The sequence below is a fragment of the Bradyrhizobium sp. SZCCT0231 genome, from assembly GCF_018130245.1.
In the GTDB taxonomy this organism is placed as follows: domain Bacteria; phylum Pseudomonadota; class Alphaproteobacteria; order Rhizobiales; family Xanthobacteraceae; genus Bradyrhizobium; species Bradyrhizobium japonicum_F.
The window spans coordinates 1105242-1129889 of the sequence record NZ_JAFCKP010000001.1; the positions used below are offsets into that span (position 1 = coordinate 1105242).

The 24648-nt window shown below is 64.0% G+C and carries 27 protein-coding genes and 1 pseudogene; 16 read left to right on the top strand and 12 right to left on the bottom strand.

Annotated features, from left to right (window positions below):
• Nucleotides 1-313 precede the first annotated feature (313 nt).
• From JQ566_RS04950 to JQ566_RS04970, 5 genes are all read left to right on the top strand, one after another.
• Complete coding sequence (locus JQ566_RS04950) at nucleotides 314-1072, top strand: MarR family winged helix-turn-helix transcriptional regulator (RefSeq protein ID WP_349643299.1); 759 nt, start codon at nucleotides 314-316, stop codon at nucleotides 1070-1072.
• Nucleotides 1073-1259: 187 nt separating this feature from the next.
• A complete protein-coding gene (locus JQ566_RS04955; protein WP_212370620.1) occupies nucleotides 1260-1934 on the top strand; it encodes a response regulator transcription factor in 675 nt (224 codons plus the stop codon).
• Nucleotide 1935: 1 nt separating this feature from the next.
• On the top strand, nucleotides 1936-3324 hold the full coding sequence (locus tag JQ566_RS04960; protein WP_212370622.1) for a sensor histidine kinase: 1389 nt from the start codon (nucleotides 1936-1938) through the stop codon (nucleotides 3322-3324).
• Nucleotides 3325-3429: 105 nt separating this feature from the next.
• A complete protein-coding gene (locus JQ566_RS04965) occupies nucleotides 3430-3705 on the top strand; it encodes a ribbon-helix-helix domain-containing protein (protein WP_212370632.1) in 276 nt (91 codons plus the stop codon).
• Nucleotides 3695-3934 carry a type II toxin-antitoxin system RelE/ParE family toxin gene (locus tag JQ566_RS04970; RefSeq protein WP_212370634.1) on the top strand — a complete coding sequence of 80 codons (240 nt, stop codon included), beginning with the start codon at nucleotides 3695-3697 and terminating at the stop codon, nucleotides 3932-3934. Before JQ566_RS04965 ends, JQ566_RS04970 begins: the two co-directional genes overlap by 11 nt.
• A gap of 70 nt (nucleotides 3935-4004) precedes the next feature.
• Here JQ566_RS04970 and JQ566_RS04975 read toward each other — a convergent pair.
• From JQ566_RS04975 to JQ566_RS04995, 5 genes and pseudogenes are all read right to left on the bottom strand, one after another.
• Nucleotides 4005-4157, bottom strand: a pseudogene (locus JQ566_RS04975) (M20 family peptidase); the annotation flags it as partial.
• An 80-nt stretch (nucleotides 4158-4237) separates the two neighbouring features.
• Nucleotides 4238-5893, bottom strand: coding sequence for a TRAP transporter large permease (locus JQ566_RS04980; protein ID WP_212370636.1), 1656 nt, complete (start codon nucleotides 5891-5893; stop codon nucleotides 4238-4240).
• Nucleotides 5894-5919: 26 nt separating this feature from the next.
• On the bottom strand, nucleotides 5920-6501 hold the full coding sequence (locus JQ566_RS04985) for a TRAP transporter small permease subunit (protein ID WP_212370638.1): 582 nt from the start codon (nucleotides 6499-6501) through the stop codon (nucleotides 5920-5922).
• A gap of 171 nt (nucleotides 6502-6672) precedes the next feature.
• Nucleotides 6673-7707 carry a GTP 3',8-cyclase MoaA gene (moaA, locus tag JQ566_RS04990; RefSeq protein WP_212370640.1) on the bottom strand — a complete coding sequence of 345 codons (1035 nt, stop codon included), beginning with the start codon at nucleotides 7705-7707 and terminating at the stop codon, nucleotides 6673-6675.
• A 355-nt stretch (nucleotides 7708-8062) separates the two neighbouring features.
• Nucleotides 8063-8770, bottom strand: a complete 708-nt coding sequence (locus tag JQ566_RS04995; protein ID WP_212370642.1) for an HAD family hydrolase — start codon at nucleotides 8768-8770, stop codon at nucleotides 8063-8065.
• Between the two features lie 157 nt (nucleotides 8771-8927).
• Here JQ566_RS04995 and rpiA point away from each other — a divergent pair, with 157 nt between their 5' ends.
• Genes rpiA through gor form a run of 3 tightly spaced genes read left to right on the top strand, consistent with a single transcriptional unit; the run spans nucleotide 8928 to nucleotide 11618 of the window.
• Nucleotides 8928-9632: a ribose-5-phosphate isomerase RpiA gene (rpiA, locus tag JQ566_RS05000; protein WP_212370644.1), complete on the top strand. Its 705-nt coding sequence runs from the start codon at nucleotides 8928-8930 to the stop codon at nucleotides 9630-9632.
• Nucleotides 9633-9643: 11 nt separating this feature from the next.
• On the top strand, nucleotides 9644-10183 hold the full coding sequence (locus tag JQ566_RS05005; protein ID WP_212370646.1) for a DUF2059 domain-containing protein: 540 nt from the start codon (nucleotides 9644-9646) through the stop codon (nucleotides 10181-10183).
• Nucleotides 10184-10229: 46 nt separating this feature from the next.
• Nucleotides 10230-11618: a glutathione-disulfide reductase gene (gor, locus tag JQ566_RS05010; RefSeq protein WP_212370653.1), complete on the top strand. Its 1389-nt coding sequence runs from the start codon at nucleotides 10230-10232 to the stop codon at nucleotides 11616-11618.
• Between the two features lie 3 nt (nucleotides 11619-11621).
• Here gor and JQ566_RS05015 read toward each other — a convergent pair whose 3' ends face one another.
• Entirely contained in the window at nucleotides 11622-12761 is a 1140-nt protein-coding gene (locus JQ566_RS05015) for a hypothetical protein (protein ID WP_212370656.1), read from the bottom strand.
• Between the two features lie 350 nt (nucleotides 12762-13111).
• Complete coding sequence (locus JQ566_RS05020; RefSeq protein WP_212370658.1) at nucleotides 13112-13297, bottom strand: hypothetical protein; 186 nt, start codon at nucleotides 13295-13297, stop codon at nucleotides 13112-13114.
• Between the two features lie 444 nt (nucleotides 13298-13741).
• On the opposite strand from JQ566_RS05020, the gene JQ566_RS05025 reads away from it, so the two are divergent.
• From JQ566_RS05025 to JQ566_RS05045, 5 genes are all read left to right on the top strand, one after another.
• Nucleotides 13742-14215, top strand: a complete 474-nt coding sequence (locus JQ566_RS05025) for a TerB family tellurite resistance protein (RefSeq protein ID WP_212370659.1) — start codon at nucleotides 13742-13744, stop codon at nucleotides 14213-14215.
• 22 nt (nucleotides 14216-14237) lie between these two features.
• Complete coding sequence (locus JQ566_RS05030) at nucleotides 14238-14600, top strand: hypothetical protein (protein ID WP_212370660.1); 363 nt, start codon at nucleotides 14238-14240, stop codon at nucleotides 14598-14600.
• Nucleotides 14597-15244 (top strand): TerC family protein, encoded by a 648-nt coding sequence (locus JQ566_RS05035; protein WP_212370661.1) that lies wholly within the window; start codon nucleotides 14597-14599, stop codon nucleotides 15242-15244. The genes JQ566_RS05030 and JQ566_RS05035 overlap by 4 nt, the downstream gene beginning before the upstream one ends.
• Nucleotides 15245-15276: 32 nt before the next feature.
• Complete coding sequence (locus JQ566_RS05040) at nucleotides 15277-15861, top strand: TIGR00645 family protein (protein ID WP_212370662.1); 585 nt, start codon at nucleotides 15277-15279, stop codon at nucleotides 15859-15861.
• A 205-nt stretch (nucleotides 15862-16066) separates the two neighbouring features.
• Nucleotides 16067-16330 (top strand): hypothetical protein, encoded by a 264-nt coding sequence (locus tag JQ566_RS05045; protein ID WP_212370663.1) that lies wholly within the window; start codon nucleotides 16067-16069, stop codon nucleotides 16328-16330.
• A 4-nt stretch (nucleotides 16331-16334) separates the two neighbouring features.
• Here JQ566_RS05045 and JQ566_RS05050 read toward each other — a convergent pair whose 3' ends face one another.
• Nucleotides 16335-17231 carry an alpha/beta hydrolase family protein gene (locus JQ566_RS05050; RefSeq protein WP_212370664.1) on the bottom strand — a complete coding sequence of 299 codons (897 nt, stop codon included), beginning with the start codon at nucleotides 17229-17231 and terminating at the stop codon, nucleotides 16335-16337.
• A gap of 181 nt (nucleotides 17232-17412) precedes the next feature.
• Here JQ566_RS05050 and JQ566_RS05055 point away from each other — a divergent pair, with 181 nt between their 5' ends.
• Genes JQ566_RS05055 through JQ566_RS05065 form a run of 3 tightly spaced genes read left to right on the top strand, consistent with a single transcriptional unit; the run spans nucleotide 17413 to nucleotide 20939 of the window.
• Nucleotides 17413-18801: a class II 3-deoxy-7-phosphoheptulonate synthase gene (locus tag JQ566_RS05055; RefSeq protein WP_212370666.1), complete on the top strand. Its 1389-nt coding sequence runs from the start codon at nucleotides 17413-17415 to the stop codon at nucleotides 18799-18801.
• A gap of 4 nt (nucleotides 18802-18805) precedes the next feature.
• The gene (locus JQ566_RS05060; protein ID WP_212370668.1) at nucleotides 18806-19159 is read left to right on the top strand and encodes a diacylglycerol kinase; all 354 of its coding nucleotides are present in this window, start codon (nucleotides 18806-18808) and stop codon (nucleotides 19157-19159) included.
• A gap of 22 nt (nucleotides 19160-19181) precedes the next feature.
• Entirely contained in the window at nucleotides 19182-20939 is a 1758-nt protein-coding gene (locus JQ566_RS05065) for an NAD+ synthase (protein ID WP_212370671.1), read from the top strand.
• 25 nt (nucleotides 20940-20964) lie between these two features.
• Here the strand turns inward: JQ566_RS05065 and JQ566_RS05070 are convergent, their stop codons facing one another.
• Genes JQ566_RS05070 through JQ566_RS05085 form a run of 4 tightly spaced genes read right to left on the bottom strand, consistent with a single transcriptional unit; the run spans nucleotide 20965 to nucleotide 24583 of the window.
• Nucleotides 20965-21357: a cytochrome C oxidase subunit IV family protein gene (locus JQ566_RS05070; RefSeq protein WP_212370673.1), complete on the bottom strand. Its 393-nt coding sequence runs from the start codon at nucleotides 21355-21357 to the stop codon at nucleotides 20965-20967.
• Nucleotides 21358-21366: 9 nt separating this feature from the next.
• Nucleotides 21367-22089: a heme-copper oxidase subunit III family protein gene (locus JQ566_RS05075; protein ID WP_212370675.1), complete on the bottom strand. Its 723-nt coding sequence runs from the start codon at nucleotides 22087-22089 to the stop codon at nucleotides 21367-21369.
• A gap of 14 nt (nucleotides 22090-22103) precedes the next feature.
• A complete protein-coding gene (locus JQ566_RS05080) occupies nucleotides 22104-22808 on the bottom strand; it encodes a cytochrome c oxidase subunit 3 (RefSeq protein ID WP_212370677.1) in 705 nt (234 codons plus the stop codon).
• Nucleotides 22805-24583, bottom strand: coding sequence for a cbb3-type cytochrome c oxidase subunit I (locus JQ566_RS05085; RefSeq protein WP_212370679.1), 1779 nt, complete (start codon nucleotides 24581-24583; stop codon nucleotides 22805-22807). Before JQ566_RS05085 ends, JQ566_RS05080 begins: the two co-directional genes overlap by 4 nt.
• Nucleotides 24584-24648 lie beyond the last annotated feature (65 nt).

Consider the following 24648-nt stretch of genomic DNA (forward strand, 5'->3'; position numbering starts at 1 on the left):
GTTCGCCTTCAGTCTTCACAGGTTTGCTCATAAGCTCAGCCTTTGGCCTGATGTGGAGACTTGCTGATATCTGCAAAGCTAGCAAGCTCTCGCGGAGGACGAGCAGCGGTCATGGCCAATGTGTGCGGCTTTGGCAGAACCCTTCTGATTGGCTTACACGAAGCTGACAAGAGGTCGGCTACCCATCAGATGTGGCCCATCAGTCCTGCACAGTGAGACGTCCGGAGTCTCGCATAAGATTCTCAGCGGCGTAGCAGCGAGACTTCATCTCGAGTCAGCGCGGTAGGTAGTTTTTCGGTGTTCCTTTCGTGGAATGATCAGGCTATCGGAATCTGGCAATCGGGCTGAAGTCGCGGCAGCATCAGGTGGGTTTCACCGCCGCTCCGACTTCGCGGTACTGCTTACCGAACTCAACCAGTCCCGACGGGAATCCAGCTTTCATCGAACACGGCGGCTCTCGATCCTTGATCGAGAAGCCAAGGCGGCCGTTTCCGTTGGGGACTCATCAATGAGAATGGCAAATGAAATCGTACAACTCCTGGTGCAATCGGCCGGCAGTTGGCTTTTTGAAGGTAGTCGTTCGGGTCTGAGCGATCGCGAATGGATGGCCTTGCGATTTCTCGCCCTTGCAAACAGGTTCTCGAAGACGCCGACTGCTCTCGCGGCCTTTCTGGGTACTACTCGCAGCGTCGCATCGCAGATTGCCGCCGTGCTCCTGGAGAAGGGATTGGTGGTCCGTAAGCCCTCTGCGGAGGATAAACGCTCGATCACGCTATGTATCACACGTGAGGGAGAGAAGTTCCTGGAGCGCGATCCGATCAACGCTCTGCGCGATCAGCTCGTGGCACTCGAGGACTCCGATCGATCTCGGCTGCGCGACACGCTTCGCCGCGTCCTGGTGGGGCTCGATGTTGCCGAGCGCCGTCATCATACGGACGTTTGCAACCAATGCATGTTCCTGGTCGAGACCGGAGCGGGGAAAGACCGTCATTTCAAGTGCCGGCTCTTTCGAAAATCCATAGCGGAGAAGGAGACGACCTTGCTCTGCACCTATTTCGAGGCGCGGAGCTAGAAGGCTCACCTGCTCTGCGCTGATGTCCAGAAGGGAACGGATCGTCCGGGCTCGACCGGCTTACACGAAGCTGACAGGGCGGACGGCCGTCGGACACTTTTTCGCTAGCCGAGGCGCCCCGAATGGTGGAAGAGAGCGAAGATACCGCGCGGGCCGTGCGGCGACCTGATTATCCGTTGGGACTACGATGCGCCTTCTGATCGTCGAGGACAATGCCGAGCTGTCGCGGCTCGTTGCCGGCGGGCTGGCGGCGGCCGGCTACGAGAGCGACATCGTCGGCAGCGCGGCCGAGGCGCGCGAGGCGGTGAGCAGCGTCAGCTATGCCGCGATGATCCTCGACCTCGGCCTGCCCGACGGTGACGGCCTGTCGGTGCTGCGCGAGCTGCGCCTCAAGATGGAGCCGCTGCCGGTGCTGGTGCTGACCGCGCGCGGCGGCGTGCAGGATCGCGTCAGCGGCCTGCGCAGCGGTGCCGACGACTATCTCGCAAAACCGTTTGCGATGGAGGAACTGGTGGCGCGGCTCGAGGCCATCCTGCGCCGGCCCGGCCAGTTGCTCGGCCGCTCGCTCACTCTCGCCAACCTCGTCTACGACACCGAGAGCCGCCAGATCTTCGTCGACGACCAGCCGCGGATCATCTCCGCGCGCGAGACCTCGGTGCTGGAGATTTTGTTGCGCCGGCAGGGGCGGGTGGTGCCGAAGAAGAACGTCGAGGACCATATCTTCGGGCTCGAAGGCGAGGTCGCGTCCAACGCGATCGAGGTCTATGTGTCGCGGTTGCGCAAGCAGCTCGCCGAACACGGCGCCAAGGTCGTGATCCATACCATCCGCGGCGTCGGCTATCTCATGGACGTGGAGAAATAGCGTGGCCCAGATCGGGTCCCGTGCCGGGTCCTATGGCAGGTCGCCGACGTTCAAATCGCTGATCTGGCGCATCGTGTTCCTCCACATCGTTGCGGTGGCGGTGGTCGCGATCTTCCTGCCGCTGGTGTTGTTCTGGCTGCTCAATTCCGAGATCGACCAGCTGCATCGCGATGCGATGCGCGCCCAGGCCGAAGTGCTGGCGGGGCGCATCGTTGCGCAGCCGGACGGCACGTTGACTTTCAATCTGCCCGACAGCCTCAAGGGCCTCTATTCAGAGGCCTATGGCCGCTACCAGTACGACATTCGCGACGCCGAGGGCCGGTTGCTGTTCTCCTCCCACCGGCGTTCCCCGGCGGTGGCGGCGCCGCGCTTGTCTGACACCATTTCCGGCGCCGGCGTCGCCCGCGACATCGACGGCAGGACGGTGCGCATCCAGGTTGCCGAGGACCTCGCGCACCGCGACGTCATCATCGACGACATCGTCTCGAACTTCTTCCGGCGGGTAGGGTGGATCACCATCCCGATCCTTCTGGTCCTGCTTGCCACCGACATCATCATCTTCCGCCGCGCGATCGCGCCGCTGTGGAAGGCGTCCGAGGAGGCCAGCAATATCGGCCCGGCGCGGACCGACATCCGCTTGCCGACGGCACAGATCCCACGCGAGATCATGCCGCTGGTCACCGCCGTGAACCAGGCGCTCGACCGCCTCGAGGCCGGCTTTCGGGTGCAGCGGCAATTCACGGCCGACGCCGCGCATCAACTGCGTACGCCGCTCACGATCCTGCGCACGCGGATCGAGACGCTCGACGACCGTGCGGCACGGCAGGCGCTGCATGCCGACATCGAAACCATGAGCCGCCTCGTCGCCCAGTTGCTGGAGATCGCCGAGCTCGACACATTGGTGCTCGATCCCGACGAGACCGCGGATCTGCGCGCCGTCTGCGCCGAGGTGGTCGGTTCGATCGCTCCGTTCGCGATTGCACAGCACAAGGACATCGCGCTGAAGGGCACGGACGCGCCGGTGTTGGTCCACGGCAATTCCGAGATGCTCCAGCGCGCGATCTTCAACCTCGCCGAAAACGCCATCAAGTTCACCGCGAAGGACACCTCCGTCGATGTCGAGGTGCGCGACGATGGTTCGGTCCGGGTACGCGACCACGGGCCGGGCATCCCGGAAGCCGAGCGCGAGCTGATCTTCCAGCGCTTCTGGCGCGCCGACCGCCGGCGCAGCGACGGTGCGGGACTGGGACTCTCGATTGTGCGCGCGGTGGCGGACGATCACGCTGCCACGGTTGCGGTGGAGAACCTTCCCGGAGGCGGTGCGGAGTTCACGCTGCGGTTCAGGTTGGCGGGAAAGGTCATGGTGGGGGAGGAACCGGCACGGCAATGACACTGCACCTTTTCTCCACACGGGGAGCAGGGGAGGCTCGGATGGCGCTTGAGGGATGTATGACAGTGTCATATCTTGCGCTATAAAGCGCTGAAAGGGAACCACATGCGGACCAGCAAGCCGATTACCGTGACTCTTGGCCCGCAGCTCGCGAGCCTGGAAGCCCGCCTGAAGTCAGGCGAATATGCTTCTGCCAGCGAAGTCATGCGCTCGGCCCTCCGCGCCCTCGATCGGCAGGATGCCGCGCTTGACGAATATCTGGCGGCCAAGGTTCGAGCTTCGGTCCAGGATCCCCGCCCCAGCGTTCATGCGAGCGATGTTTTCAAGCGCCTGCGGACTCGTCACGCGAGAAACGTGAAGGCAACCAAGCGTGGCGCTTAAGGTCGTATTCCGACCGGAGGCGGAGGCCGATTTGGTTGGCCTTTACGAGTACATCGCAGAACGTGCCGGCTATCGAATTGCAGGCGGCTATATCGACCGTATCGAGAAGGCATGCATGGCTCTCGCCACCTTTCCCAAACGTGGCACCAGCCGCTTCCGTGTCCTGAAGACGGAGGTGGAGATTGTCACAATCGCATACGCCGGACGTCATTTCGAAGACGATGTCTGAACGCCTTCGGTTTCTGACTTGAGAGCTTCGCTCTGGTCGACGCTGAGGGTCAATCGCGGCGACGGAGCCGCTATTTCAGCTTGCCCGTGGACAGGTCCATGATCATGCGCGTCGCCAGATACAGCCGCGGCACGATGCTGTTGACCTGAACATATTCGGCATCGTTGGAGTGCGCGCCGAAGCCCGACAGGCCCATGCCTTCCACCACGGCTCCTTTGGAACGGCGGCCTAAAGGCCGTCTATGCCACCTTCTCCCACAAGGGGAGAAGGGAGGAGGGCATCGGCGCTCGCTGCTAGAACCACTTACTTCTGCGGCGGGCCGAGATCCAGGGGCGGCAGCTCGATCTGCGGCACCTCGATCTTGATCGTCGAGGGGTCGATGTTCGACTGGACGCCCTTGTAGTGCATCACCATCGACGGGAAGGCGATCACCAGACCGACCATGATGATCTGGATGACGACAAATGGCACCGCGCCCCAATAGATCTGGCCCGTGGTCACAGGGTCCATCCTCTTGCCGGTGACGCGATCGGTGTATCGTTCCTTCGGCGCGACCGACCGGAGATAGAACAGGGCGAAGCCGAACGGCGGATGCATGAACGAGGTCTGCATGTTGACGCCGAGAATGACGCCGAACCAGATCAGGTCGATGCCGAGGTGTTCGGCCGCAGGTCCGAGCAGCGGGATCACGATGAAGGCCAGCTCGAAGAAGTCGAGGAAGAAGGCCAGCACGAAGACGAACGCGTTGACGAAGATCAGGAAGCCGATCTGGCCGCCGGGGAGGGAGGTCAGGAGGTGCTCGACCCAGACGTGCCCGTTGACGCCGTAGAAGGTCAGGGAGAACACGCGGGCGCCGACCAGGATGAACACGACGAAGGCCGACAGCTTGGCGGTCGATTCCGTGGCTTGCCGGATCAGGTCCCAGCTCAGCCGGCGCTTCGCGGCGCCGAGGATGAGGGCACCGGCGGCACCCATCGCGCCGCCTTCGGTCGGCGTCGCGATGCCGATGAAGATCGTGCCCAGCACCAGGAAGATCAGGAACAGCGGCGGCACCATGACGAAGGTGGTCTGCTGCGCCATCTTGGACAGGAAACGGAAGCCGGTCAGCTTGTCGATGACCCAGTTCAGCACGGCGACGACGAACGCGAAGATGATGCCGTAGAACATGCTGAGCACGACGTAGTCGGCGCCATGCACGCTCGAATTGCGCATCATGAACCATCCGAACACGCAGCTCGCGAGGAACAGCATGCCGAGGGAGACGAGGCCGCGGCTGCCATCGCTTTCGCGGAAGCCGATGGCCTCCTTCGGCAGGCCCGGCGCGGCCTTCGGGAAGATCATGCTGACGAGGAAAGCGTAACCGGCATAGAGGGCTGCGAGCACGAGGCCCGGGACGAAGGCGCCCTCGTACATGTCGCCGACGGACTTGCCGAGCTGGTCGGCCATCACGATCAGGACGAGCGAAGGCGGAATGATCTGTGCGAGCGTGCCCGAGGCGGCGATGACGCCGGCGGCCACGCGGCGGTCATAGCCATAGCGCAGCATGATCGGCAGCGAGATCAGGCCCATCGAGATCACCGAGGCGGCGACCACGCCGGTCGTCGCGGCGAGCAGCGCGCCGACGAAGATCACGGCATAGGCGAGACCGCCGCGGATGGTTCCGAACAATTGGCCGATGGTGTCGAGCAGATCCTCGGCCATGCCCGACCGCTCCAGCACCAGTCCCATGAAGGTGAAGAAGGGAATGGCGAGCAGCGTGTCGTTGTTCATCACGCCGTAGACCCGCTCGGGAAGGGCCTGCAGGAAGTCGGGGTGGAATTGGCCGAGCTGGACGCCGACCACGGCGTAGAACAGGCCGACGGCGCCGAGCGAGAATGCCGCGGGATAGCCGAGCAGCAGCACGACGACCAGCGACGCGAACATGATGGGCGCCATATTGGCGATGATGAATGCGGTCATGATTTCCCCTACACCGTCGCCAACGGCTACTTCTTCTCGATCGCTTCGACGAGATGCTCGACTTCCGCCTCCAGCGCCGACACTTGCGAGTCATGGGGATCCGGCATCAATCCGCGCATGACCGCAATTCGCTTGATCAGCTCGGAGATGCCTTGCACGAGCAGGAAAGCGAACCCGATCATGATCAGGGCTTTGGCAGGCCATTGCGGCAGGCCGCCGGCATTGCCGGATTGCTCGTTGATCTGGAACGAGCGAAGGAAGAACGGCACGCCGGTGATGATCATCACGATGCACAGCGGAATGAGGAAGAACAAGTGACCGACCACGTCGATGACGTTGCGGGCCGTCTTCGGCAGCGCGTTGTTCACGATGTCGATGCGGATGTGCTCGTTATCGAGCAGCGTCCATGGCGAGCAGAGCAGGAAGACGACGCTGAACAGCACCCATTGCAGCTCGAGCCACGAATTGGACGACGTGTCGAACGACTTGCGGACGACCGCATTGACCGCCGAGATGATCACGGCGAGCACGATCAGCCATGCCAGGCGCTTGCCCGTCCAGCGCGTGAACGCATCAATCCTGCTGCTCAACTTTAGGAGCGCTTGCAACGATAGGTCCTCCCCCGATTGTGCCCCGGCCGTCTTGACTGCGCCGATCTAGGCGCGTGGCTTGTCTCGCCGCGCAGGCATGAGGCAGGCGCACCAAACCAGCGGGCGTGCCGCCAGTCAATCGGAAGTTTGTTGATAGTTAAGGGGAATAAGACCGTAGTCCGACGGGTGTCAGCCGCCGGTGACGCTCATGTGCCTGGAGACGCTGGGGCGGTCGTGGCGGCGGTCGATGATGAAATCGTGCCCCTTGGGCTTCAGCCCGATGGCGCGGTCGATCGCATCCGCAAGCAACAGGTCGTCGCTCGATGCACGCAGAGGTTTGCGTAAGTCGGAGGCATCCTCGTGGCCGAGGCAGGTGTGCAGTGTTCCCGTGCAGGTGATGCGCACCCGGTTGCAGGATTCGCAGAAATTATGGGTCATCGGCGTGATGAAGCCGAGCTTGCCGCCGGTCTCGGCGACGCTGACATAGCGGGCCGGACCGCCGGTGCTCTCGGCCAGATCCGTCAGCGTGAATTGCTGGGCGAGGCGGGCGCGCACCAGCGACAGCGGCAGATACTGGTCGATCCGGCCCGAGCCGATCTCGCCCATCGGCATCACTTCGATCAGCGTCAGGCCCATGCCCTTGCCGTGGGCCCAGCGCATCAGCTCGGGCAGCTCGTCCTCGTTGAGGTTCTTCAGGGCGACGGCGTTGATCTTCACGGCAAGCCCTGCGGCGCGCGCGGCCTCGATACCCTCGAGCACCTTGTCGATCTCGCCCCAGCGGGTGATCTCGCGAAACTTCTTGGGATCGAGCGTGTCGAGAGAGACGTTGATGCGGCGGACGCCGCAATCGGCGAGTTCCCGCGCGTGCTTCGCAAGCTGGGTGCCGTTGGTGGTCAGCGTCAGCTCGTTGAGGGCGCCGCTCGACAGATGCCGCGACAGCGAGCGCACCAGCGTCATCACGTTGCGGCGGACCAAGGGCTCGCCGCCGGTGAGCCGCAGCTTCCTCACGCCCTTGGCGATGAAGGCCGAGCACAATCGGTCGAGTTCCTCCAGCGTCAGCAGGTCCGCCTTGGGCAGGAACGTCATGTCTTCCGACATGCAGTAGAAGCAGCGCAGGTCGCAGCGGTCGGTGACGGAAACGCGCAAGTAGGTGATGGTCCGTCCGAACGGATCGGTCATCGCGCTCGACAGCGCGGCGCGGGGGCTCACGGAAGGTCCGTTCATACCAAATGCCTTGTCACTTACGGCGACCGGCGCACTTTGCTTCAGCGGTGCCGTCGGAGCAATGTAAGCATCGGACGCGGCTAGGACAATCGGGTGGTATATGTAACTCAGCGCTTGCCTGCGTTCGGATCGGGGAAGGGCGAGCCAGCCGTCGGCGCGGCATCGGCCGGCGCCGGTTCCAGCTCTTTCGGGCCGGTGCGACTTGCGGACGGGTTTCGGCGGCACCCACACTGACTGCGGCAAACCGCCACATCCCCGGCCTGACCTTAGGAGTGTCGCTTGGGGCAAGCAATTGGCGCGCGCCGCATAGATGCGAGATGGCTAACGCCGGGTTCCGGGAAATAACCAAGCCGTATCAGTTGGTTGTAAGGGGCGAGGCCGCCATCAGGCTGCTGGCGGCCGACGGCAGGTCGCGCATGTGATGGATCAGCCGGTCCGGCTTCAGCTCGGCGATCGGCACGTCCGTGTAGCCGAAGCTGACCCCGATCACGGGAACTCCGGCGCGCCGGGCGACCCCGACGTCGGTTCCGGCATCGCCGACCATGATGCTGGCCTTCACATCCCCGCCGGCCCGGGCCACCGTCTGGCGGAAGATGGTCGGATCTGGCTTCTGGACGCCAAAGGTGTCGGCGCCGCAGATCGCCGCGAAGCGGCGGCTGAGGTCGAGCTGGTCCAAGAGGCGCCTGGACAGCCATTCCAGCTTGTTGGTGCAGACCGCGAGCCGATGGCCCTGCGCCGCGAAATGATCGAGCGCGGCCTCGAGCCCCTCGAAGGGGCGCGATTCGACCGCAATATGCTCGGCGTAGTAGGCGATGAAATCCGCGGTCATCCGGTCCATGTCTGCGGGGGTGACGGTGCGGCCCTCGGCCTCCAGCCCTCGCTCGATCAGCTTGCGGGCGCCGGCGCCGATCATGTTGCGGGCCGAGGCCATCGGGACGGGCGGCAGGCCTGCGCGGTCGAGCACGTAGTTCAGGGCAGTGATCAGGTCGGGCGCCGTATCCACAAGCGTGCCGTCGAGATCGAAGACGATGGTGTGAGGGCAGGTCTTCTTGAAGGAGGTCATGTCCAAGCGCTACCGGCCCGGTCGTATCCACGCAAGGGGGCGGGCCCATAAGATCACCTTATAGGCCTGTTCCCGCGAGAAAAACGAGGCTACATAGGCCGCCGACAGCGGCCGCGATCGGCGGCACATCTTCCGAATTCAGAAGGCGGACGCACACGTGAACATGGACCAGTTGAAGCGGCAGGCTGCTGCGCGCGCCCTCGAGGAGGTGCGCGACGGCATGCAGCTCGGGCTCGGCACCGGCTCGACCGCCAAGCATTTCGTCGAGCTGCTGGGCGAGCGCGTCGCCGCCGGGCTCAAGGTGATCGGCGTGCCGACCTCCGAGGCGACGCGGGCCGATGCGGAACGTTGCGGCGTGAAGCTGACGACGCTGGATGAGATCGACCATCTCGACATCACCGTCGACGGCGCCGACGAGATCGATCCCGAGCTCAATTTGATCAAGGGCGGCGGCGGCGCGCTGCTGCGCGAGAAGATCGTGGCGGCCGCCTCGGATCGCATGATCGTGATTGCCGACGACAGCAAATGGGTGCCGACGCTCGGCAAGTTTCCGCTGCCGGTCGAGGTCATCCCGTTCGGGCTTGGCGCGACGCGCCGCGCGATCGAAAAGGCATTTGCCGAATGCGGCGTTTCCGGGCAAATGGCGGTCCGCAAGGCCAAGGACGGCCACGTTTTCGTCACCGATGGCGGCCACTGGATCGTCGATGCCCAGCTCGGACGTATTGCGGATCCCGCCAGCCTCGCCAAGGCGTTGAGCGCGATCCCCGGCGTGGTCGAACATGGATTGTTCATCGGCTTGGCCAGCTCGGCCGTTCTGGCGGGCGGCGACGGAATCCGCGTGATTGAACGGCGCAAGCCCTAAGGAGACTAGGAATGAAGAGCGTTTTGAAATTGTTGCCGGCCGCGACCCTTGCTGCTGGCCTGGCCGTCTCGGCGATGGCGCAGCAGGCGGCGCCGGCCCCCAAGGCGGCCGCCGCGCCGGCCCAGCCGAAGGCCTCGCCGGCGGCGATTGCCGCGGCCAGGGAGATCCTGCAGATCAAGAACGCCACGGCGATGTATCAGGGCGCCGTGCCCGGCCTCGTCGAGAAGACCAAGATCGCGCTGACGCAGCAGAACCTCAACTACCAGAAGGACCTCAACGAGGTCGCGCCGATCGTGGCCCAGCAGCTCGCCGGCCGTCAGAACGAGATCGGCGAAGGCATGGCGCAGATCTATGCCAGCGAGTTCACCGAGCAGGAGCTGAAGGACCTCGTCACCTTCTACAGGTCGCCGCTGGGCAAGAAGCTGATCGACGCCGAGCCGCGCGCCATCGGCCTCAGCATGGCCTTCATGAACTCCTGGGCCCAGAACTTCTCCGAGACCGTGATGGGTGCCTTCCGCGCCGAGATGCGCAAGCGTGGCAAGGAAATCTGATCGATCCTATTTGATCAGAGATTGTTGAAAGGGGTCGGAGTGGACAATGGCTGAATTCGACGTCGACCTCTTCGTCATCGGTGGCGGCTCGGGCGGCGTGCGTGCCGCCCGTATCGCGGCCGGGCACGGCGCCCGCGTCATGATCGCGGAAGAGTACCGCATGGGCGGCACCTGCGTGATCCGCGGCTGCGTTCCGAAGAAGCTGTTCGTGATCGGCTCGCATGTCCGTCAGGAGCTCGAGGATGCCGCCGGCTTCGGCTGGACCATCCCGTCCATGAGCTTCGACTGGCCGACGCTGATCGCCAACAAGGACAAGGAGATCGCACGGCTGGAGGCGGCCTACACGACGAATGTCGAGAAGTCGGGCGCACAGATCGTCAAGAGCCGCGCGGTGATCGAGGACAAGCATACCATCCGCCTGCTCGAGAACGACAGGAAGATCACCGCGAGATACATCCTGATCGCCACCGGCGGCGCGCCCAATCACGGCGCCGCAATTCCCGGCATCGAGCACGTGATCTCCTCCAACGAGGCGTTCCACCTTGCGAAGCTGCCGAAGCGGATCGTGATCCAGGGCGGCGGCTATATCGCGCTGGAATTCGCCGGCATCTTCGCCGGCTTCGGCTCCGACGTCACCGTGATCTATCGCGGCGACAACATTCTTCGCGGTTTTGACGAGGATGTTCGGACCCATGTCCGCTCCGAGATGGAGAAGCAGGGCATCACCATTCTCACCGGCTGCACGGTGACGAAGGTCGACCGCCACGGCGAGGGCTTCACCACCCATCTGTCGAACGCATCGAGCATTGGCTCCGATCAGGTGATGTTCGCCATCGGCCGCCATCCCAACGTCGCCAATCTCGGCCTGCAGAACGCCGGCGTCGCCATCAACCCGAACAATGGCGGCATCGCTGTCGACCATTTCTCCAGGAGCTCGGTCGACAACATCTATGCCATCGGTGACGTCACCCACCGCTTCAACCTGACGCCGGTCGCGATCCGCGAGGGCCATGCCTTCGCCGACACCGTGTTCGGCAAGCGCGAGGTGCAGGTGGATCACGCCAACATCCCGACGGCCGTGTTCTCGCAGCCGGAGGTCGGCACGGTTGGCCTGACGGAAGCCGAGGCGCGCGCGCAATTCAGTCACGTCGACATCTACAAGACGACGTTCCGGCCCATCAAGGCGACGATGTCGGGCCGCGACACCCGCGTGCTGATGAAGCTCGTCGTCGACGGCGCGACCGACCGCGTGCTCGGCTGTCACATCGTCGGCGACGCCGCTGCCGAGATCACGCAAGCTGTCGCGATCGCGGTGAAGATGAAGGCGACCAAGGCCGATTTCGACGCGACCATCGCGCTGCATCCGACCGCGGCCGAAGAGCTCGTCACTATGCGCACGCCGACCGCGCGCCATGTGCGGCAGGCGGCGGAGTAGGCTTCAGCCGTACAGATACCCGACCGGCTTGCCTTCGGTGCGCAGGGGACGCACGTCCCTTTGCGTGATGATCTGACCGGCGAGGCCGTCGATCTCGTCGCGCTGCGTCGCGGTCCAGCTGCGCAGCTCGTTCATGCCCTTGAGCAGGCCGAGCCGCAGGACCTGGGTGTTTTCGCCGACACCCGTGAGGCTGATGGACTCCTTGCCCGCCGTCACCACGTCGCCGGCAGAGAGTTCAAAGCTCTCGCCGGACTTCTTCTTGAACTCGGCCGTGCCGCGAATGACGCGATAGATCACGACCTCGCCCTTCGCAAAACAGGTCGCGTCCGCTGCGGCAGACGTGCTCTTTGGCAAGAGTGCGTGGCCACGCGGGTCGGTCGCGATGATGTGGCCGGTAACGAGATGGCCGCTCGGAATCTCGATGCCGATATCGCGCACATAAACCGGCAGGGTCGATTTGACGGAGCCATCGGCGAGCGGCTTGAACAGCGCGTCCAGCGCCAGGGGATCCTGCAGCCAGAATCCGGCATCGGCCGGGCGGTCATGCAGCGGATGGCTCCAGGCCACGCGCGGCGTTTCGTCCTCATTGATCTGATCCGGACCGACAATGGTCGGATTCGGAAAGGTGGTGGGATCGGTGATGAAGGCTTCGAGGAATTTGCCGGAATAGCCCATCGAGATCGGATCGGGCACCACCGTCTGCGGCGTCTTCAAATTCTCTTCGGTCGACAGGCCCGACCAGGTGTAGAACAGCTGGCGATGCACGATCGCGCTTTGCAGCATCACCGCGCCCGGGCCGACATTGTACCAGCGGCCGTCATAGTCGAAGGTGAACGCGCCCGAGGTGACCAGCACGAGCTGGAAGCCGCCCGGCGGCAGATGCAGATGGAAATCGGTGGGGCCGGTGTCGGGCCGGTAGATCGGCAGATTGGTCGCGACCTCGTGCAGGAGGAAGGTTTCGTTGTTGGCGTGGAAGCCTTCGTTGGCGCGGTTGTAGAGGGCTTGAGGGCGGTAGGTCGCCTCGAACTTCGCATTCTTGTCGCGATCGATCGCCACGAAGTCCTGATCGTTGAGGCGCAGCCGGGCGCCGTTCGGATGGGTGAGACCGGTGAACTTGATATCTCCGGCAGCATGCACGTTCATGGCATTCTCCGATCTGAGGCCATTCATCCCGGAGCCCGGCGCACGTAACTTGCCGCTCCTTATTGTGGCAGGGCAGGGAATTGGGCCTCATGCTGTCTTGCGAATTTTGGGCCAGTCGGAGCGCGGCAGCGGCACTGCAGGCTCACCGGCTGCACGCGGCGCGAAAATAATCGAGATTGCACCTGAGGTTAGGCAACAGGGGCCGCCAACATGCCTGGCCGATCCGCGCAAACCGCAAGTCGGGTGGGGCGACTTATCTTGTCTAATTTGTCGGCATGTCCTGCAAAGGGCATGCAGCCGTGCCGGTTGCGGCGACAGGCAAATGCCGGCGGCTCAGCGTCTGACGCGGTTCATTCGAACGATCGACGGACGGTCGGCTCGGGCTTGCCGGACGGGCTATCGGCCCACTTTGCCATGTCCAACGCGCGCACGTCGAAGCCTTCGCACCAGAGGCAGCTCAGCTCCGCGCGGCCTTTGGCCGTCAGCATCGGGACAAGCGCGTGGCCGCAGCCGGTGCAGGATGTGATGCGATTCATGCGCTTCTCCGCGATCGTCGAATTCATGAATGGCATTTTCGTCGCCGAAGCTTGCGCGGGCGCTATGACGGTGCCGGAGCGCTGCGTCCAACGAGAGCGCTCGTTCCTGAATTCGCAGATGTAGCAATCCAATGTGACACGGCTGCGATGCTGTCGCTTTGCAGCGCGTCCGCGACACAATTCGTCACGAGGGAACCGATGCGGCGGCTAGTCGCAGTGTCCGCGCCTTGATTCCGACAGACCCACCTTTATCTCTGGGACGAACAAGAATCCGGGCCCCTCTGGCGAGGACGCCGACAGATGTCGGCAAACCTCGCGATGTCGGATGACCTGTCCCGCGCGAATGCGATGGATCGGCCGATTGTCGGGCCCTTGTTAGTTCTCTCCGACCATTCGTCTCCATCGCAGCTCCGTGCGGCCATCTCGCAAGTTAAGGGAGCTACGATGTCTGACGCCAAGACCTCATATCCGATCGAGATCGAGATCACGGAGCCGTCCAGCCTGAATGAGCAGGCTGCGGCGGCGCTGGTGATCGTGGGCGCGCTGGTTGCGGTTGCCGACCGCCGCGTCTCGCCGGTCGAGCGCGACGAGGTGATTCGTTTCATCAGGGATCGCAAGCTGGCGCCGCACGTTTCGGACGAACGGCTTTGTGCGATGTTCGATGAACTCGCCGAACGGCTCGAAGAGCCGGATTTTGCCAATGTCGTGATCGACACGCTGCGACCGGTTTCGAATCTGCCGCTCTCGTCCCATCTGATGGAGCTGTCGGAGCGCGTTGCTGCCGCAGATGAGGACGTACATCCCCACGAAGTCCAGGCGATCAAATTGTTGCGCCTGCTGACGCTGGTGCTGCCGCGCGCGAAGCCGGTCGTGCCGAGTGCAGCGGGCGCCGAGTTGCAGGCCGCCTTGAAGGAGTAAGCATGAGCACAAAGGAGTAAGCATGAGCACAGTTCCGGACGAGCGCACCACGGAAATCGAGGACACCACCGGCCAGATCGCCGGTGGCGACCCGCGCCTGGCCAAGCTCGTCGACCGCCTGCCACCGCGCATGGGCGACACCTTCACCTATCTGCTCAAGCCGTCCAGCCGCTGGGTCAGGATCCCCTCGGGCACGCTGCTGGTCGTCGGCGGTGTGCTCTCCTTCCTGCCGGTGCTCGGCGTCTGGATGCTGCCGCTCGGCCTCGCGCTGCTGGCCGAGGACGTGCCTGCGCTGCGCTCCTCCCGTTCAAAGGTCTTCGACTGGATCGAGCGCCGCAAGCCGCATTGGCTCGATCCGTCGGCAACGAAGAATGACCGAACATGACTGAATTCATCACCCCCGAGGCGCTGACCGCGCTGTTCCAAGTCATCCTGATCGACCTCGTGCTCGCCGGCGACAACGCCGTCGTCATCGGTCTCGCCGCGGCGGGCCTGCCGGCCGGGCAGCGCCGCCGGGCCATCATCGTCGGCATCGCGGCCGCCACCGCGCTGCGCATCGCCTTCGCCGGCGTAGCGACCCAGATCCTGCAGGTCATCGGCCTGCTGCTCGCCGGCGGCGTGCTGCTGCTTTGGGTGTGCTGGAAGATGTGGCGCGAGCTGCGCGAGCATTCTGCGCATTCTGCGCATTCGGGGCAGCTCGCCTTCAACCAAGGCGGCGGCGCGGATGCTGCGCCGGTACAGCGGAAGACCTTCGGCCAGGCGGCGATGCAGATCGTCGCGGCCGATGTCTCGATGTCACTCGACAACGTGCTCGCAGTCGCGGGCGCCGCGCGCGAGCATCCCTACATCCTCGCCTTCGGCCTGCTGCTGTCGGTTGCGATGATGGGCGTCGCCGCCGATCTGCTCGGCCGCGTGCTCCAGAAGCATCGCTGGGTCGCCTATGTCGGCCTCGCCATCATCATTTACGTCGCCTTCGAGATGATCTATCGGGGCTCGCTCGAGCTCGCGCCTGTCATCGCGAGTCTCTGAGCCGCATGCCTGTCTGCAATCCGGAGTGATCAATGACGCCTGAACCGAAAGCACCTTTGGCGCTGGCCGCGCCGCAGCCGCCGATTGGCCTGTTTCCGAAGCTGATCTTCGGCTCGCGCTGGCTGCAATTGCCGCTCTATATCGGCCTCATCGTCGCGCAGGCCGTCTATGTGCTGCTGTTCCTCAAGGAGCTCTGGCACCTGGTCGTGCACTCGTTCGACGCCAGCGAGCAGCAGATCATGTTGGTCGTGCTCGGACTGATCGATGTCGTCATGATCTCGAATCTGCTGGTGATGGTGATCGTCGGTGGCTACGAGACCTTCGTCTCCCGCCTGAACCTCAGTGGGCATCCGGACGAGCCGGAATGGCTCAGCCACGTCAATGCCAGTGTGCTCAAGATCAAGCTCGCGATGGCGATCATCGGCATCTCCTCGATTTCGCTGCTCAGGACCTTCATCGAGGCCGGCAATCTCGGCACCAACCGCAGCAATTTCACCGAGAGCGGCGTGATGTGGCAGGTGCTGATCCACCTGACCTTCATCATCTCGGCGATCGGCATCGCCTGGGTCGACCGTCTCAGCGAGAGCGGCCATCGCAAGGCGGCCGGCCACGGCTGATGAACCCGGCCGCCTGACGACCTCCCGAGCGGCCAACCCTGGAGCCCGCCTGATCGTCCGGTCGGGCGGGCTCTCTTTTCGAGATCGATAAAATCGTCTGGGATCCGTTCAGCGGCGGCAAACGCTGCGGACAAGAAGCACGGCGCTTTAAACCAGGCCTTGGGAACCGGTCTGCATCCTGCCCGCAAAAGGGCAGGGCATCAGCATGTCAATTCTCAGGGAGATCGTCGCAGCGGTCGCGGGAGTCTACGCGCTCCTGTTCGTCTGCGACGCATTGTTCGGGGTCGGCGAGGCGCGCTTCGACGACGCCTATTACAGCGCCAGCTTCTATGCGCCGCGGCCGAAGGAGTTTCGGTTCGCGAGCGACACGCCGCCGGCGGTCCGCGTCAGCGACGCCTTTGCGCAGTTCGCACCGGGCGACGCCAAGCCGAACCGGCGCTACTCGTCGCTGACGACGATCATCCGTTAAAGCCTCATTCCCCCTGAATCCATTCCGCGACGCCGCGCCACAGCGTGTCGCGGTGCTCGGGGCGGAAGAAGCCGAAATGGCCTATTCCCTTGGCGCCGACGTCGGACGGTTTGACCGTGAGCACCTCCGGCTTGATCGCGGTGAAGCCGCTCGCGAGCAGCTCGACCGCGGCCCGCGTGGCCCAGGGATCGTCGGAGAAGCAGAGCGCGCGCAGCTCGCCCTTGAACTTGGTGAAGTTCTCGAGCGCCGGCAGCTTTGAATCGAAGAGATAGCGCGGGCTCGAGACCCACTCGGCCCATTGCAGGAAGACGCCCTTGGGCAGATCCTCGCCGATGCCGGCCCAGCCCGGCGCGTAACCGAGCGCGTGGGCCAGCGGCACGCCAATGAGGTTCATAAAAGCGTAGACGCGATATTTTTCCGGCGAGGTCATCAGCCGCCAGGTTGCCGCCTGCGAGGCCACGAACGCTGCGCGCGAGATCTCGCTGTTGTTCGCGATCAGCCCGAGCGCCTGGCCGCCGAAGGAATGGCCGGCATAGGCGAGCGGCAGGGTGGTATAGCGCTCGCGCATCCAGCGCACCGCGGCGGTGACGTCGAGCGCGGCCCAGTCGGACATCGAGGCCTTGAAGCCGACCAGCGATTTCGGCTGGTTGTAGCCGACCATCGCCGGCAGCCGGGAGTCGCCGACGCCGCGATAGTCGTAGGTCAGCACCGCGCAGCCGCGATGGGCGAGGTAGGAGGCAAAGCCCCGATAAATCTTGCGTGGCACGGCGGTGGCTGAATTGATCAGGACGGCATGGCGCTTGGCGCCGCGCGGCAGGAACAGGGTGCCGGTCAGCGCATAGCCGTCGGTCGCCGGGAAGCTGATCTCGTCGACGAAAACGTCGTCCAGTGCCGCGTCCATGGGCGGTCAGTGTCCTGTCGGTTTCCTTGCCTGGCCCAAGCAAATGCGAATTCGGCTTTGCCCGCAAGGGTTTGCGGTGCGAAATGGATTTACAACTGGCGGTCGGAAGCCAGCCTGTGTATAAGGCGGCCCTCGCAACCCTTAGATCAGGTTGTGCTTTTTGCTTCACGGAGAGATTTCGATGTCCGAGCGGTGGACGCCCGAGTCCTGGCGCAGCAAGCCGGTGCTACAGGTGCCCGAATATCCCGATGCCAAGGCTTTGGCCGACGTCGAGGCGCAGCTTGCGACCTTTCCGCCGCTGGTGTTCGCCGGCGAGGCACGCAATCTGAAGAAGGCGCTTGCGCGCGTTGCGGCCGGCGAGGCCTTCCTGCTCCAGGGCGGCGACTGCGCCGAGAGCTTCGCCGAGCACGGCGCCAACAACATTCGCGACTTCTTCCGCGTGCTGCTGCAGATGGCGGTGGTGCTGACCTATGCCGGCGCGGTGCCGGTGGTGAAGGTCGGCCGCATCGCCGGCCAGTTCGCAAAACCACGGTCATCGCCGACCGAGAAGGTGAATGGTGTCGAGCTGCCGAGCTATCGCGGCGACATCGTCAACGACATCGCCTTCACCAAGGAAGCGCGCATTCCCGATCCGCAGCGCCAGCTGATGGCCTATCGCCAGTCGGCGGCGACGCTGAACCTGCTCCGCGCCTTCGCCACCGGCGGCTACGCCAATCTCGGCAGCGTGCATCAATGGATGCTCGGCTTCCTGAAGGATAGTCCGCAGTCCCGCCGCTACAAGGAGCTGGCCGACCGCATCTCGGACGCGCTCAACTTCATGCGCGCCTGCGGCCTCGACCTCGAGAGCCATCCGGAGCTGCGCGCCACCGATTTCTACACCAGCCACGAGGCGCTGCTGCTCGGCTACGAGCAGGCCCTGACCCGCGTCGATTCCACCACCGGCGACTGGTACGCGACCTCGGGCCACATGATCTGGATCGGCGACCGCACCCGTCAGCTCGACCATGGCCATGTCGAATATTTCCGCGGCATCAAGAACCCGATCGGGCTCAAATGCGGCCCGTCGCTCAAGCCGGACGAGCTCTTGAAGCTGATCGACGTGCTCAACCCCGACAACGAGCCGGGCCGGCTGACGCTGATCGGCCGTTTCGGCTCCGACAAGATCGGCGAGCATCTGCCGAACATGGTCCGCGCCGTGAAGCGCGAGGGCCGGGTGGTGGTCTGGTCCTGCGATCCCATGCACGGCAACACGATCACCTCGACGTCGGGCTACAAGACGCGGCCGTTCGACCGCATCCTGTCCGAGGTGAAATCGTTTTTCGCGATCCACGCCGCAGAAGGCACCCATGCCGGCGGCGTGCATCTGGAGATGACCGGCAAGGACGTCACCGAATGTCTCGGCGGCGCCCGCGCGATCACGGACGAGGATCTCAACGACCGCTACCACACGGTCTGCGATCCCCGCCTCAACGCCGAGCAATCCATCGATATGGCTTTCCTGGTCGCGGAGCTCCTCAAACAGGAGCGCGCCGGCAAGGCCCAGCCGATTCCGGCCGCAGCGGGGCTCTAAGATCTTGTTGCGGATCTGGAAGGCCACGATCAATTCCCGCAACGGTCTGGCCTTTGCGTTCCGGTCGGAGCAGGCCGTCCGCGAGGAGATCTTTGCGCTCCTGCTGTCGGTACCGCTCGCCTGGTTCATCGGCGCGACCGCGATGCGTGCGGTCGAATTGGTGTGCTCTGTCGCGTTCGTGCTGACGGTCGAGCTGCTCAACACCGCGATCGAGAAGCTCGCCGACCGGCTGACCATGGATCACGACAAGCAGATCGGCCGCGTCAAGGACATGGGCTCGGCCGCCGTCGGTGTGGCGCTGCTGATGGCGGGCGCGTTCTGGATCATTGCCGTCATCGAGCGATTGGGGTTCCTCTAGCTACGGATCGGACAAAGCGGCCATGACCGAACGTCTCAACACATTCGCGGTCACGCTCGCCCAGCTCAATCCGACCGTGGGCGACGTGGAGGGCAATGCGGACAAGGTGCGCGCGGCGCGTGCGCGAGCTGCCGCCGACGGCGCCGATCTCGTGCTGTTTCCGGAACTGTTCATCGCCGGCTATCCGCCGGAAGACCTGGTGCAGAAGCCGGCCTTCCAGGCCGCCTGCCGCGCCGCGATCGAAAACCTCGCGCGCGAGACCGCCGATGGCGGGCCTGCGATGCTGGTCGGCACGCCCTGGGTCGAGGAGGGCAGGCTCTACAATGCCTGCGCGCTGCTCGACGGCGGCCGCATCGCCGCGCTGCGCTTCAAGTGCAACCTGCCGAATTACGGCGTGTTCGACGAGAAGCGGCTGTTTTCGCGCGGCCCTGCCGCCGGTCCGGTCACCGTACGCGGTGTGCGGATCGGCGTGCCGATCTGCGAGGACATCTGGCTGGAGGAGTCCGAGGATTACGAGAACGTGGTCGAGACGCTGGCGGAGACCGGCGCCGAGATCATCCTGGTGCCGAACGGCTCGCCTTACGCCCGCGACAAGAACGACGTGCGCCTGTCGGTCGCGGTGGCCCGCGTCACCGAGAGCGGGCTGCCGCTGGTCTATCTCAACCAGGTTTGCGGCCAGGACGAGCTGGTGTTCGACGGCGCATCCTTCGCGCTCAACGGCGACCTCTCGCTTGCGGCGCAGTTGCCGGCCTTCGAAGAGAGCATCGTCACGCTGCGCTTCACCAGAAACGACGACGACTGGCGCTGCACGGGGCCGATCGCCGAACAGCCCGAGGGCGACAAGGCCGACTACGCCGCCTGCGTGCTGGGCCTGCGCGACTACGTCGCCAAGAACGGCTTTCCCGGCGTGCTGCTCGGCATTTCCGGCGGCATCGATTCCGCGCTGTGCGCGGCGATCGCGGTCGACGCGCTCGGAGCCGACCAGGTGCATGGCGTGATGCTGCCCTATCGCTACACCGCAGCACACTCGATTGCCGATGCCGGCGAGCTCGCCGGCCATCTCGGCATCCGCTACGAGGTCTTGCCGATCGCGGAAGCCGTGAACGGGTTCGAGACCATCCTGTCGGGCATCTTCAAGAACCTGCCGCCTGACATCACCGAGGAAAACCTCCAGGCCCGCACCCGCGGCACGTTGCTGATGGCGATCTCCAACAAGACAGGCCTGATGGTGGTGACGACGGGCAACAAGTCGGAGATGTCGGTCGGCTATGCCACGCTCTATGGCGACATGAATGGCGGCTTCAACCCGATCAAGGACATCTACAAGACGCAGGTGTTTCGCCTGGCGGGCTTGCGCAATTCCTGGAAGCCGGAAGGCGCGCTCGGGCCGGCTGGCGAGGTCATTCCCCCCGACATCATCACGCGTCCGCCGACGGCGGAGCTGCGCGAGAACCAGACCGACCAGGATTCGCTGCCGCCCTATGATGTGCTCGATGCCATCCTGGAGCGCCTGGTCGAGCGCGAGCAGCCGTTGGATCAGATCATCGCGGCCGGCTTCGACCGCGACACGGTCACCCGCATCGACCATCTGCTCAACGTCGCCGAATACAAGCGCCGCCAGGCCGCGCCCGGCGTGAAAGTGACGGCAAGGAATTTCGGCCGCGACCGCCGCTATCCCATCACCAACCGCTTTCGCGACAAGGGCGAGCCGTTGCCAGCGGCGGATGAGGCGCTGGTGTCACGTGGAAGCACGGCGTCGATCGACGCGTTCGAGGGCTGAATCCCAGCCTGAGCGAGGGCGGGCGCTATGACGGGTTTGCGAAAAACAGCACCCTTAGGAAGTGCGTGTATTCGGATTCGAGCACCATGATCGACACGAATACCAATACCGCGATCGGCGGCAGCAGGATGGCATAGGCCAAGGCCAGCCGCTCCCAGGCCATGTGCATGAAGACGGCGACGATCAGGCCGGCCTTCAAGATCATGAACAGCAGGATCAGCGACCATCTCAGATAGCCATGCAGGCCAAAGTAGTCGACGAGGTAGGAGCACGTGCTGAGGACGAACAGCCAGCCCCAGACCGCGAGGTAGAGCTTGATCGGGTGCTGCTGCCCCTTGGCGTGCACGGCCGCTGTCGCGACTGCGCCATGCACCGGAGCGTGGAGCTGTGCTTCCATGTGTACCGTCGCGTTTGTCATGCGCCGACCTCACCAAAGGTAGAAGAATGCGAAGATGAACACCCACACGAGATCGACGAAGTGCCAGTACAGGCCCGTGATCTCGACGATCTCGTAATACCCCCTGCGGCTCGTGAAGAAGCCGCGCCTCTCGACGTCGAAGTCGCCGCGAAAGACCTTTCGCGCAATGGCGATCAGGAAGATCACACCGATCGTCACATGGGTGCCGTGGAAGCCGGTGATCATGAAGAAGCTCGCACCAAATTGCGGTGCGCCCCATGGATTGCCCCAGGGCCGGACGCCCTCCATGATCAGCTTGGTCCATTCGAAGGCCTGCATTCCGACGAAGGTCGCGCCGAAGGCTGCGGTGACCAGCATCAGGATTGCGGTTCTCACGCGATCGCGCCGGTAGCCGAAATTGACGGCCATCGCCATCGTTCCGCTGCTGCTGATCAGCACGAAGGTCATGATGGCGATCAGGATCAGGGGAATGTGGTTGCCGGCGATATTGAGGGCGAAGACCTCGCTGGGATTCGGCCACGGCACGGTCGTCGACATGCGCGCCGTCATGTAGGAGAGCAGGAAGCAACTGAAGATGAAGGTGTCGCTGAGGAGGAAGATCCACATCATGGCCTTGCCCCAGGACACGTTCTTGAAGGCACGCTGATCGGACGCCCAATCGGCGGCGATGCCGCGCCAGCCTTCAAGCCGCGCAGGCGATTGGCCCGGATTTGTCAGCACGGTCTCAGCCATCTGGTCTCGCCTCCCTAGCTCAGCAATTGGCGGCAGATGTCGATGAAATCGTCGGTCCAGCCGGTGAGAAGACCGAGCAGGACAAGCCAGACCAACAGCAGGAAGTGCCAGTAGATGGCGCACAGTTCCACGCTCAAGCGCATCTCGGCGATCGCGGCGCCGCGCCACATCTTGGCTGAGGTTCGGCCCAAGGCCACCAGACCGCCCGTCAGATGCAGCCCGTGCACCGCGGTCAACAGGTAGAAGAAGGAATTCGCCGGATTGGACGCCACGAAATATCCCGCAGCCCCGAGCCGTTGCCAGGCCAGGAGCTGTCCGGCGAGGAAGATCACGGCAGATGCTCCGCCCGCGACCAGACCGATGATGACGCCTTCAGTATCGTGGCGGCGCGCGGCCACGTACGACCATTGCAGCGCGACACTGCTCAGGATCAGAACGCCCGTGTTGACCCACAGCAGCCGCGGCACCGGCAGCGGCCGCCAGTCCACCACGCTCATGCGCATCGAGTAGGCGCTGATGAAGAGGACGAACAATGCGCTCGCGACGGCGAGGAACACGCCAAGTCCGACCTTCGCTGCCGGCCAGGTCATGGCATCGCCGCCGGGGAAGTCACCGGCCGGGCCTTCCTCCAGCCAGGGCTTGGCCGTCAGCCGCTGCTGCGACAGCCACCATCCGGCGATCATCGCAAGCACAGCCAGGAACAGGATGATGGCGCTCACGAAGCAGCTCCCTGAACGAGCTGCGTCGCGCGTGGCGGCTGGTTCTGCGGAATGAAGTCCTCCGCGGCGCCGGGCACACTGTAATCATAGGCCCAGCGGTACACGACAGGGAGCTCCTTGCCCCAGTTGCCGTGCCCTGGGGGCGTCTCCGGCGTCTGCCACTCCAGCGTCGTCGCCCGCCACGGATTGCCGCCCGAGGCCTCACCTTTGAACATGCTCCAGACAAGGTTGAATAGGAACACCATCTGGCTGAAGCCGACGGTCAGGGCCACTACGGAGATGAAGGCATTGAGCGAATGGGCCGAGGACGGGATGAACGTCGCATCCCCGAGTTCGAAATACCGGCGCGGGACCCCGAGCAGTCCAAGATAGTGCATGGGGAAGAAGATCAGGTAGGCGCCGAGGAAGGTGACCCAGAAGTGGAACTTGCCCATGGCGTCATTCAGCATCCGCCCCGTGACCTTCGGGTACCAATGATAGATCGCGCCGAGCACGACCATGATCGGCGCCACGCCCATCACCATGTGGAAATGCGCAACCACGAACATGGTATCCGAGAGCGGCACGTCCACGACCACGTTGCCGAGGAAGAGGCCGGTGAGCCCGCCGTTCACGAAGGTGATGATGAAGCCGAGGGCGAACAGCATCGGCACGGTCAGATGAATGTCGCCGCGCCACAGGGTCAGCACCCAGTTGTAGACCTTGATCGCGGTGGGGATCGCGATGATGAGCGTCGTGGTGGCGAAGAAGTACCCGAATTGCGGGAACATGCCGCTCACATACATGTGGTGCGCCCACACGATGAAGCTGAGCGCGCCGATGGCCACGATCGCCCAGACCATCATGCGATAACCAAAGATGTTCTTGCGCGCATGCGTGCTGATCAGGTCGGAGACGATGCCGAAGGCGGGCAGGGCGACGATGTAGACTTCGGGATGGCCGAAGAACCAGAACAGGTGCTGGAAGAGCAGCGGGCTGCCGCCGCCATACTTCGACAGTTGCCCCATCTCGACGAGGGCGGGCATGAAGAAGCTGGTTCCCAGGAGACGGTCGAGCAGCAGCATGACCGAGGCAACGAACAGTGCAGGGAATGCCAAGAGCGCCATGACGGTCGCCGTGAAAATGCCCCACACCGTCAGGGGCAGGCGCATCAAAGTCATGCCGCGGGTGCGCGCCTGCAGCACCGTGACCACGTAATTCAGCCCGCCCATGGTGAAGCCGATGATGAACAGGATCAGGGACGCCATCATGAGGATGATGCCCCAATCCTGCCCGGGCGTTCCGGAGAGGATTGCTTGCGGCGGGTACAGCGTCCAACCGGCGCCGGTGGGGCCGCCGGGCACGAAGAACGTCGAGGCTAGCACCAGGACCGCGAGCAGGTAGACCCAGTAGCTCAGCATGTTCACATAAGGGAAGACCATGTCCCGGGCGCCGACCATCAGCGGGATCAGGTAGTTGCCGAAGCCGCCCAGGAACAATGCCGTGAGCAGGTAAATCACCATGATCATGCCGTGCATGGTGATGAACTGGAGGTACTGATTGGCATCGATGAAAGAGAAGGTGCCGGGGAAACCCAGTTGCAGCCGCATCAGCCACGACAGCACCAGGGCCACCAGCCCGATGGCCGTGGCCGTCAGCGAATACTGAATGGCGATCACCTTGGCGTCCTGCGAGAAGACATACCGTGTCCACCAGCTCCGCGGATGATAGAGCTCGACGTCAGGTACTTCGGCAGGCGGGATGCCGCGGATCCCTTCATATGGAATATCGACCATAGAAACCTCCTCGGTCGTTTCCATCGGGGGTGAGGCGTTGGCCTCTTGCGCCCGATCTATCTTCG

Excerpts from the sequence above, each read along its gene's own strand:
- JQ566_RS04950 (WP_349643299.1), top strand. The coding sequence starts at position 314 with ATGATCAGGCTATCGGAATCTGGCAATCGGGCTGAAGTCGCGGCAGCA.
- JQ566_RS04955 (WP_212370620.1), top strand. The coding sequence starts at position 1,260 with ATGCGCCTTCTGATCGTCGAGGACAATGCCGAGCTGTCGCGGCTCGTT.
- JQ566_RS04965 (WP_212370632.1), top strand. The coding sequence starts at position 3,430 with ATGCGGACCAGCAAGCCGATTACCGTGACTCTTGGCCCGCAGCTCGCG.
- JQ566_RS04980 (WP_212370636.1), bottom strand. The coding sequence starts at position 5,893 with ATGACCGCATTCATCATCGCCAATATGGCGCCCATCATGTTCGCGTCG.
- moaA (WP_212370640.1), bottom strand. The coding sequence starts at position 7,707 with ATGAACGGACCTTCCGTGAGCCCCCGCGCCGCGCTGTCGAGCGCGATG.
- JQ566_RS04995 (WP_212370642.1), bottom strand. The coding sequence starts at position 8,770 with ATGACCTCCTTCAAGAAGACCTGCCCTCACACCATCGTCTTCGATCTC.
- JQ566_RS05005 (WP_212370646.1), top strand. The coding sequence starts at position 9,644 with ATGAAGAGCGTTTTGAAATTGTTGCCGGCCGCGACCCTTGCTGCTGGC.
- gor (WP_212370653.1), top strand. The coding sequence starts at position 10,230 with ATGGCTGAATTCGACGTCGACCTCTTCGTCATCGGTGGCGGCTCGGGC.
- JQ566_RS05015 (WP_212370656.1), bottom strand. The coding sequence starts at position 12,761 with ATGAACGTGCATGCTGCCGGAGATATCAAGTTCACCGGTCTCACCCAT.
- JQ566_RS05020 (WP_212370658.1), bottom strand. The coding sequence starts at position 13,297 with ATGAATCGCATCACATCCTGCACCGGCTGCGGCCACGCGCTTGTCCCG.
- JQ566_RS05025 (WP_212370659.1), top strand. The coding sequence starts at position 13,742 with ATGTCTGACGCCAAGACCTCATATCCGATCGAGATCGAGATCACGGAG.
- JQ566_RS05030 (WP_212370660.1), top strand. The coding sequence starts at position 14,238 with ATGAGCACAGTTCCGGACGAGCGCACCACGGAAATCGAGGACACCACC.
- JQ566_RS05035 (WP_212370661.1), top strand. The coding sequence starts at position 14,597 with ATGACTGAATTCATCACCCCCGAGGCGCTGACCGCGCTGTTCCAAGTC.
- JQ566_RS05040 (WP_212370662.1), top strand. The coding sequence starts at position 15,277 with ATGACGCCTGAACCGAAAGCACCTTTGGCGCTGGCCGCGCCGCAGCCG.
- JQ566_RS05045 (WP_212370663.1), top strand. The coding sequence starts at position 16,067 with ATGTCAATTCTCAGGGAGATCGTCGCAGCGGTCGCGGGAGTCTACGCG.
- JQ566_RS05050 (WP_212370664.1), bottom strand. The coding sequence starts at position 17,231 with ATGGACGCGGCACTGGACGACGTTTTCGTCGACGAGATCAGCTTCCCG.
- JQ566_RS05055 (WP_212370666.1), top strand. The coding sequence starts at position 17,413 with ATGTCCGAGCGGTGGACGCCCGAGTCCTGGCGCAGCAAGCCGGTGCTA.
- JQ566_RS05065 (WP_212370671.1), top strand. The coding sequence starts at position 19,182 with ATGACCGAACGTCTCAACACATTCGCGGTCACGCTCGCCCAGCTCAAT.
- JQ566_RS05070 (WP_212370673.1), bottom strand. The coding sequence starts at position 21,357 with ATGACAAACGCGACGGTACACATGGAAGCACAGCTCCACGCTCCGGTG.
- JQ566_RS05075 (WP_212370675.1), bottom strand. The coding sequence starts at position 22,089 with ATGGCTGAGACCGTGCTGACAAATCCGGGCCAATCGCCTGCGCGGCTT.
- JQ566_RS05085 (WP_212370679.1), bottom strand. The coding sequence starts at position 24,583 with ATGGTCGATATTCCATATGAAGGGATCCGCGGCATCCCGCCTGCCGAA.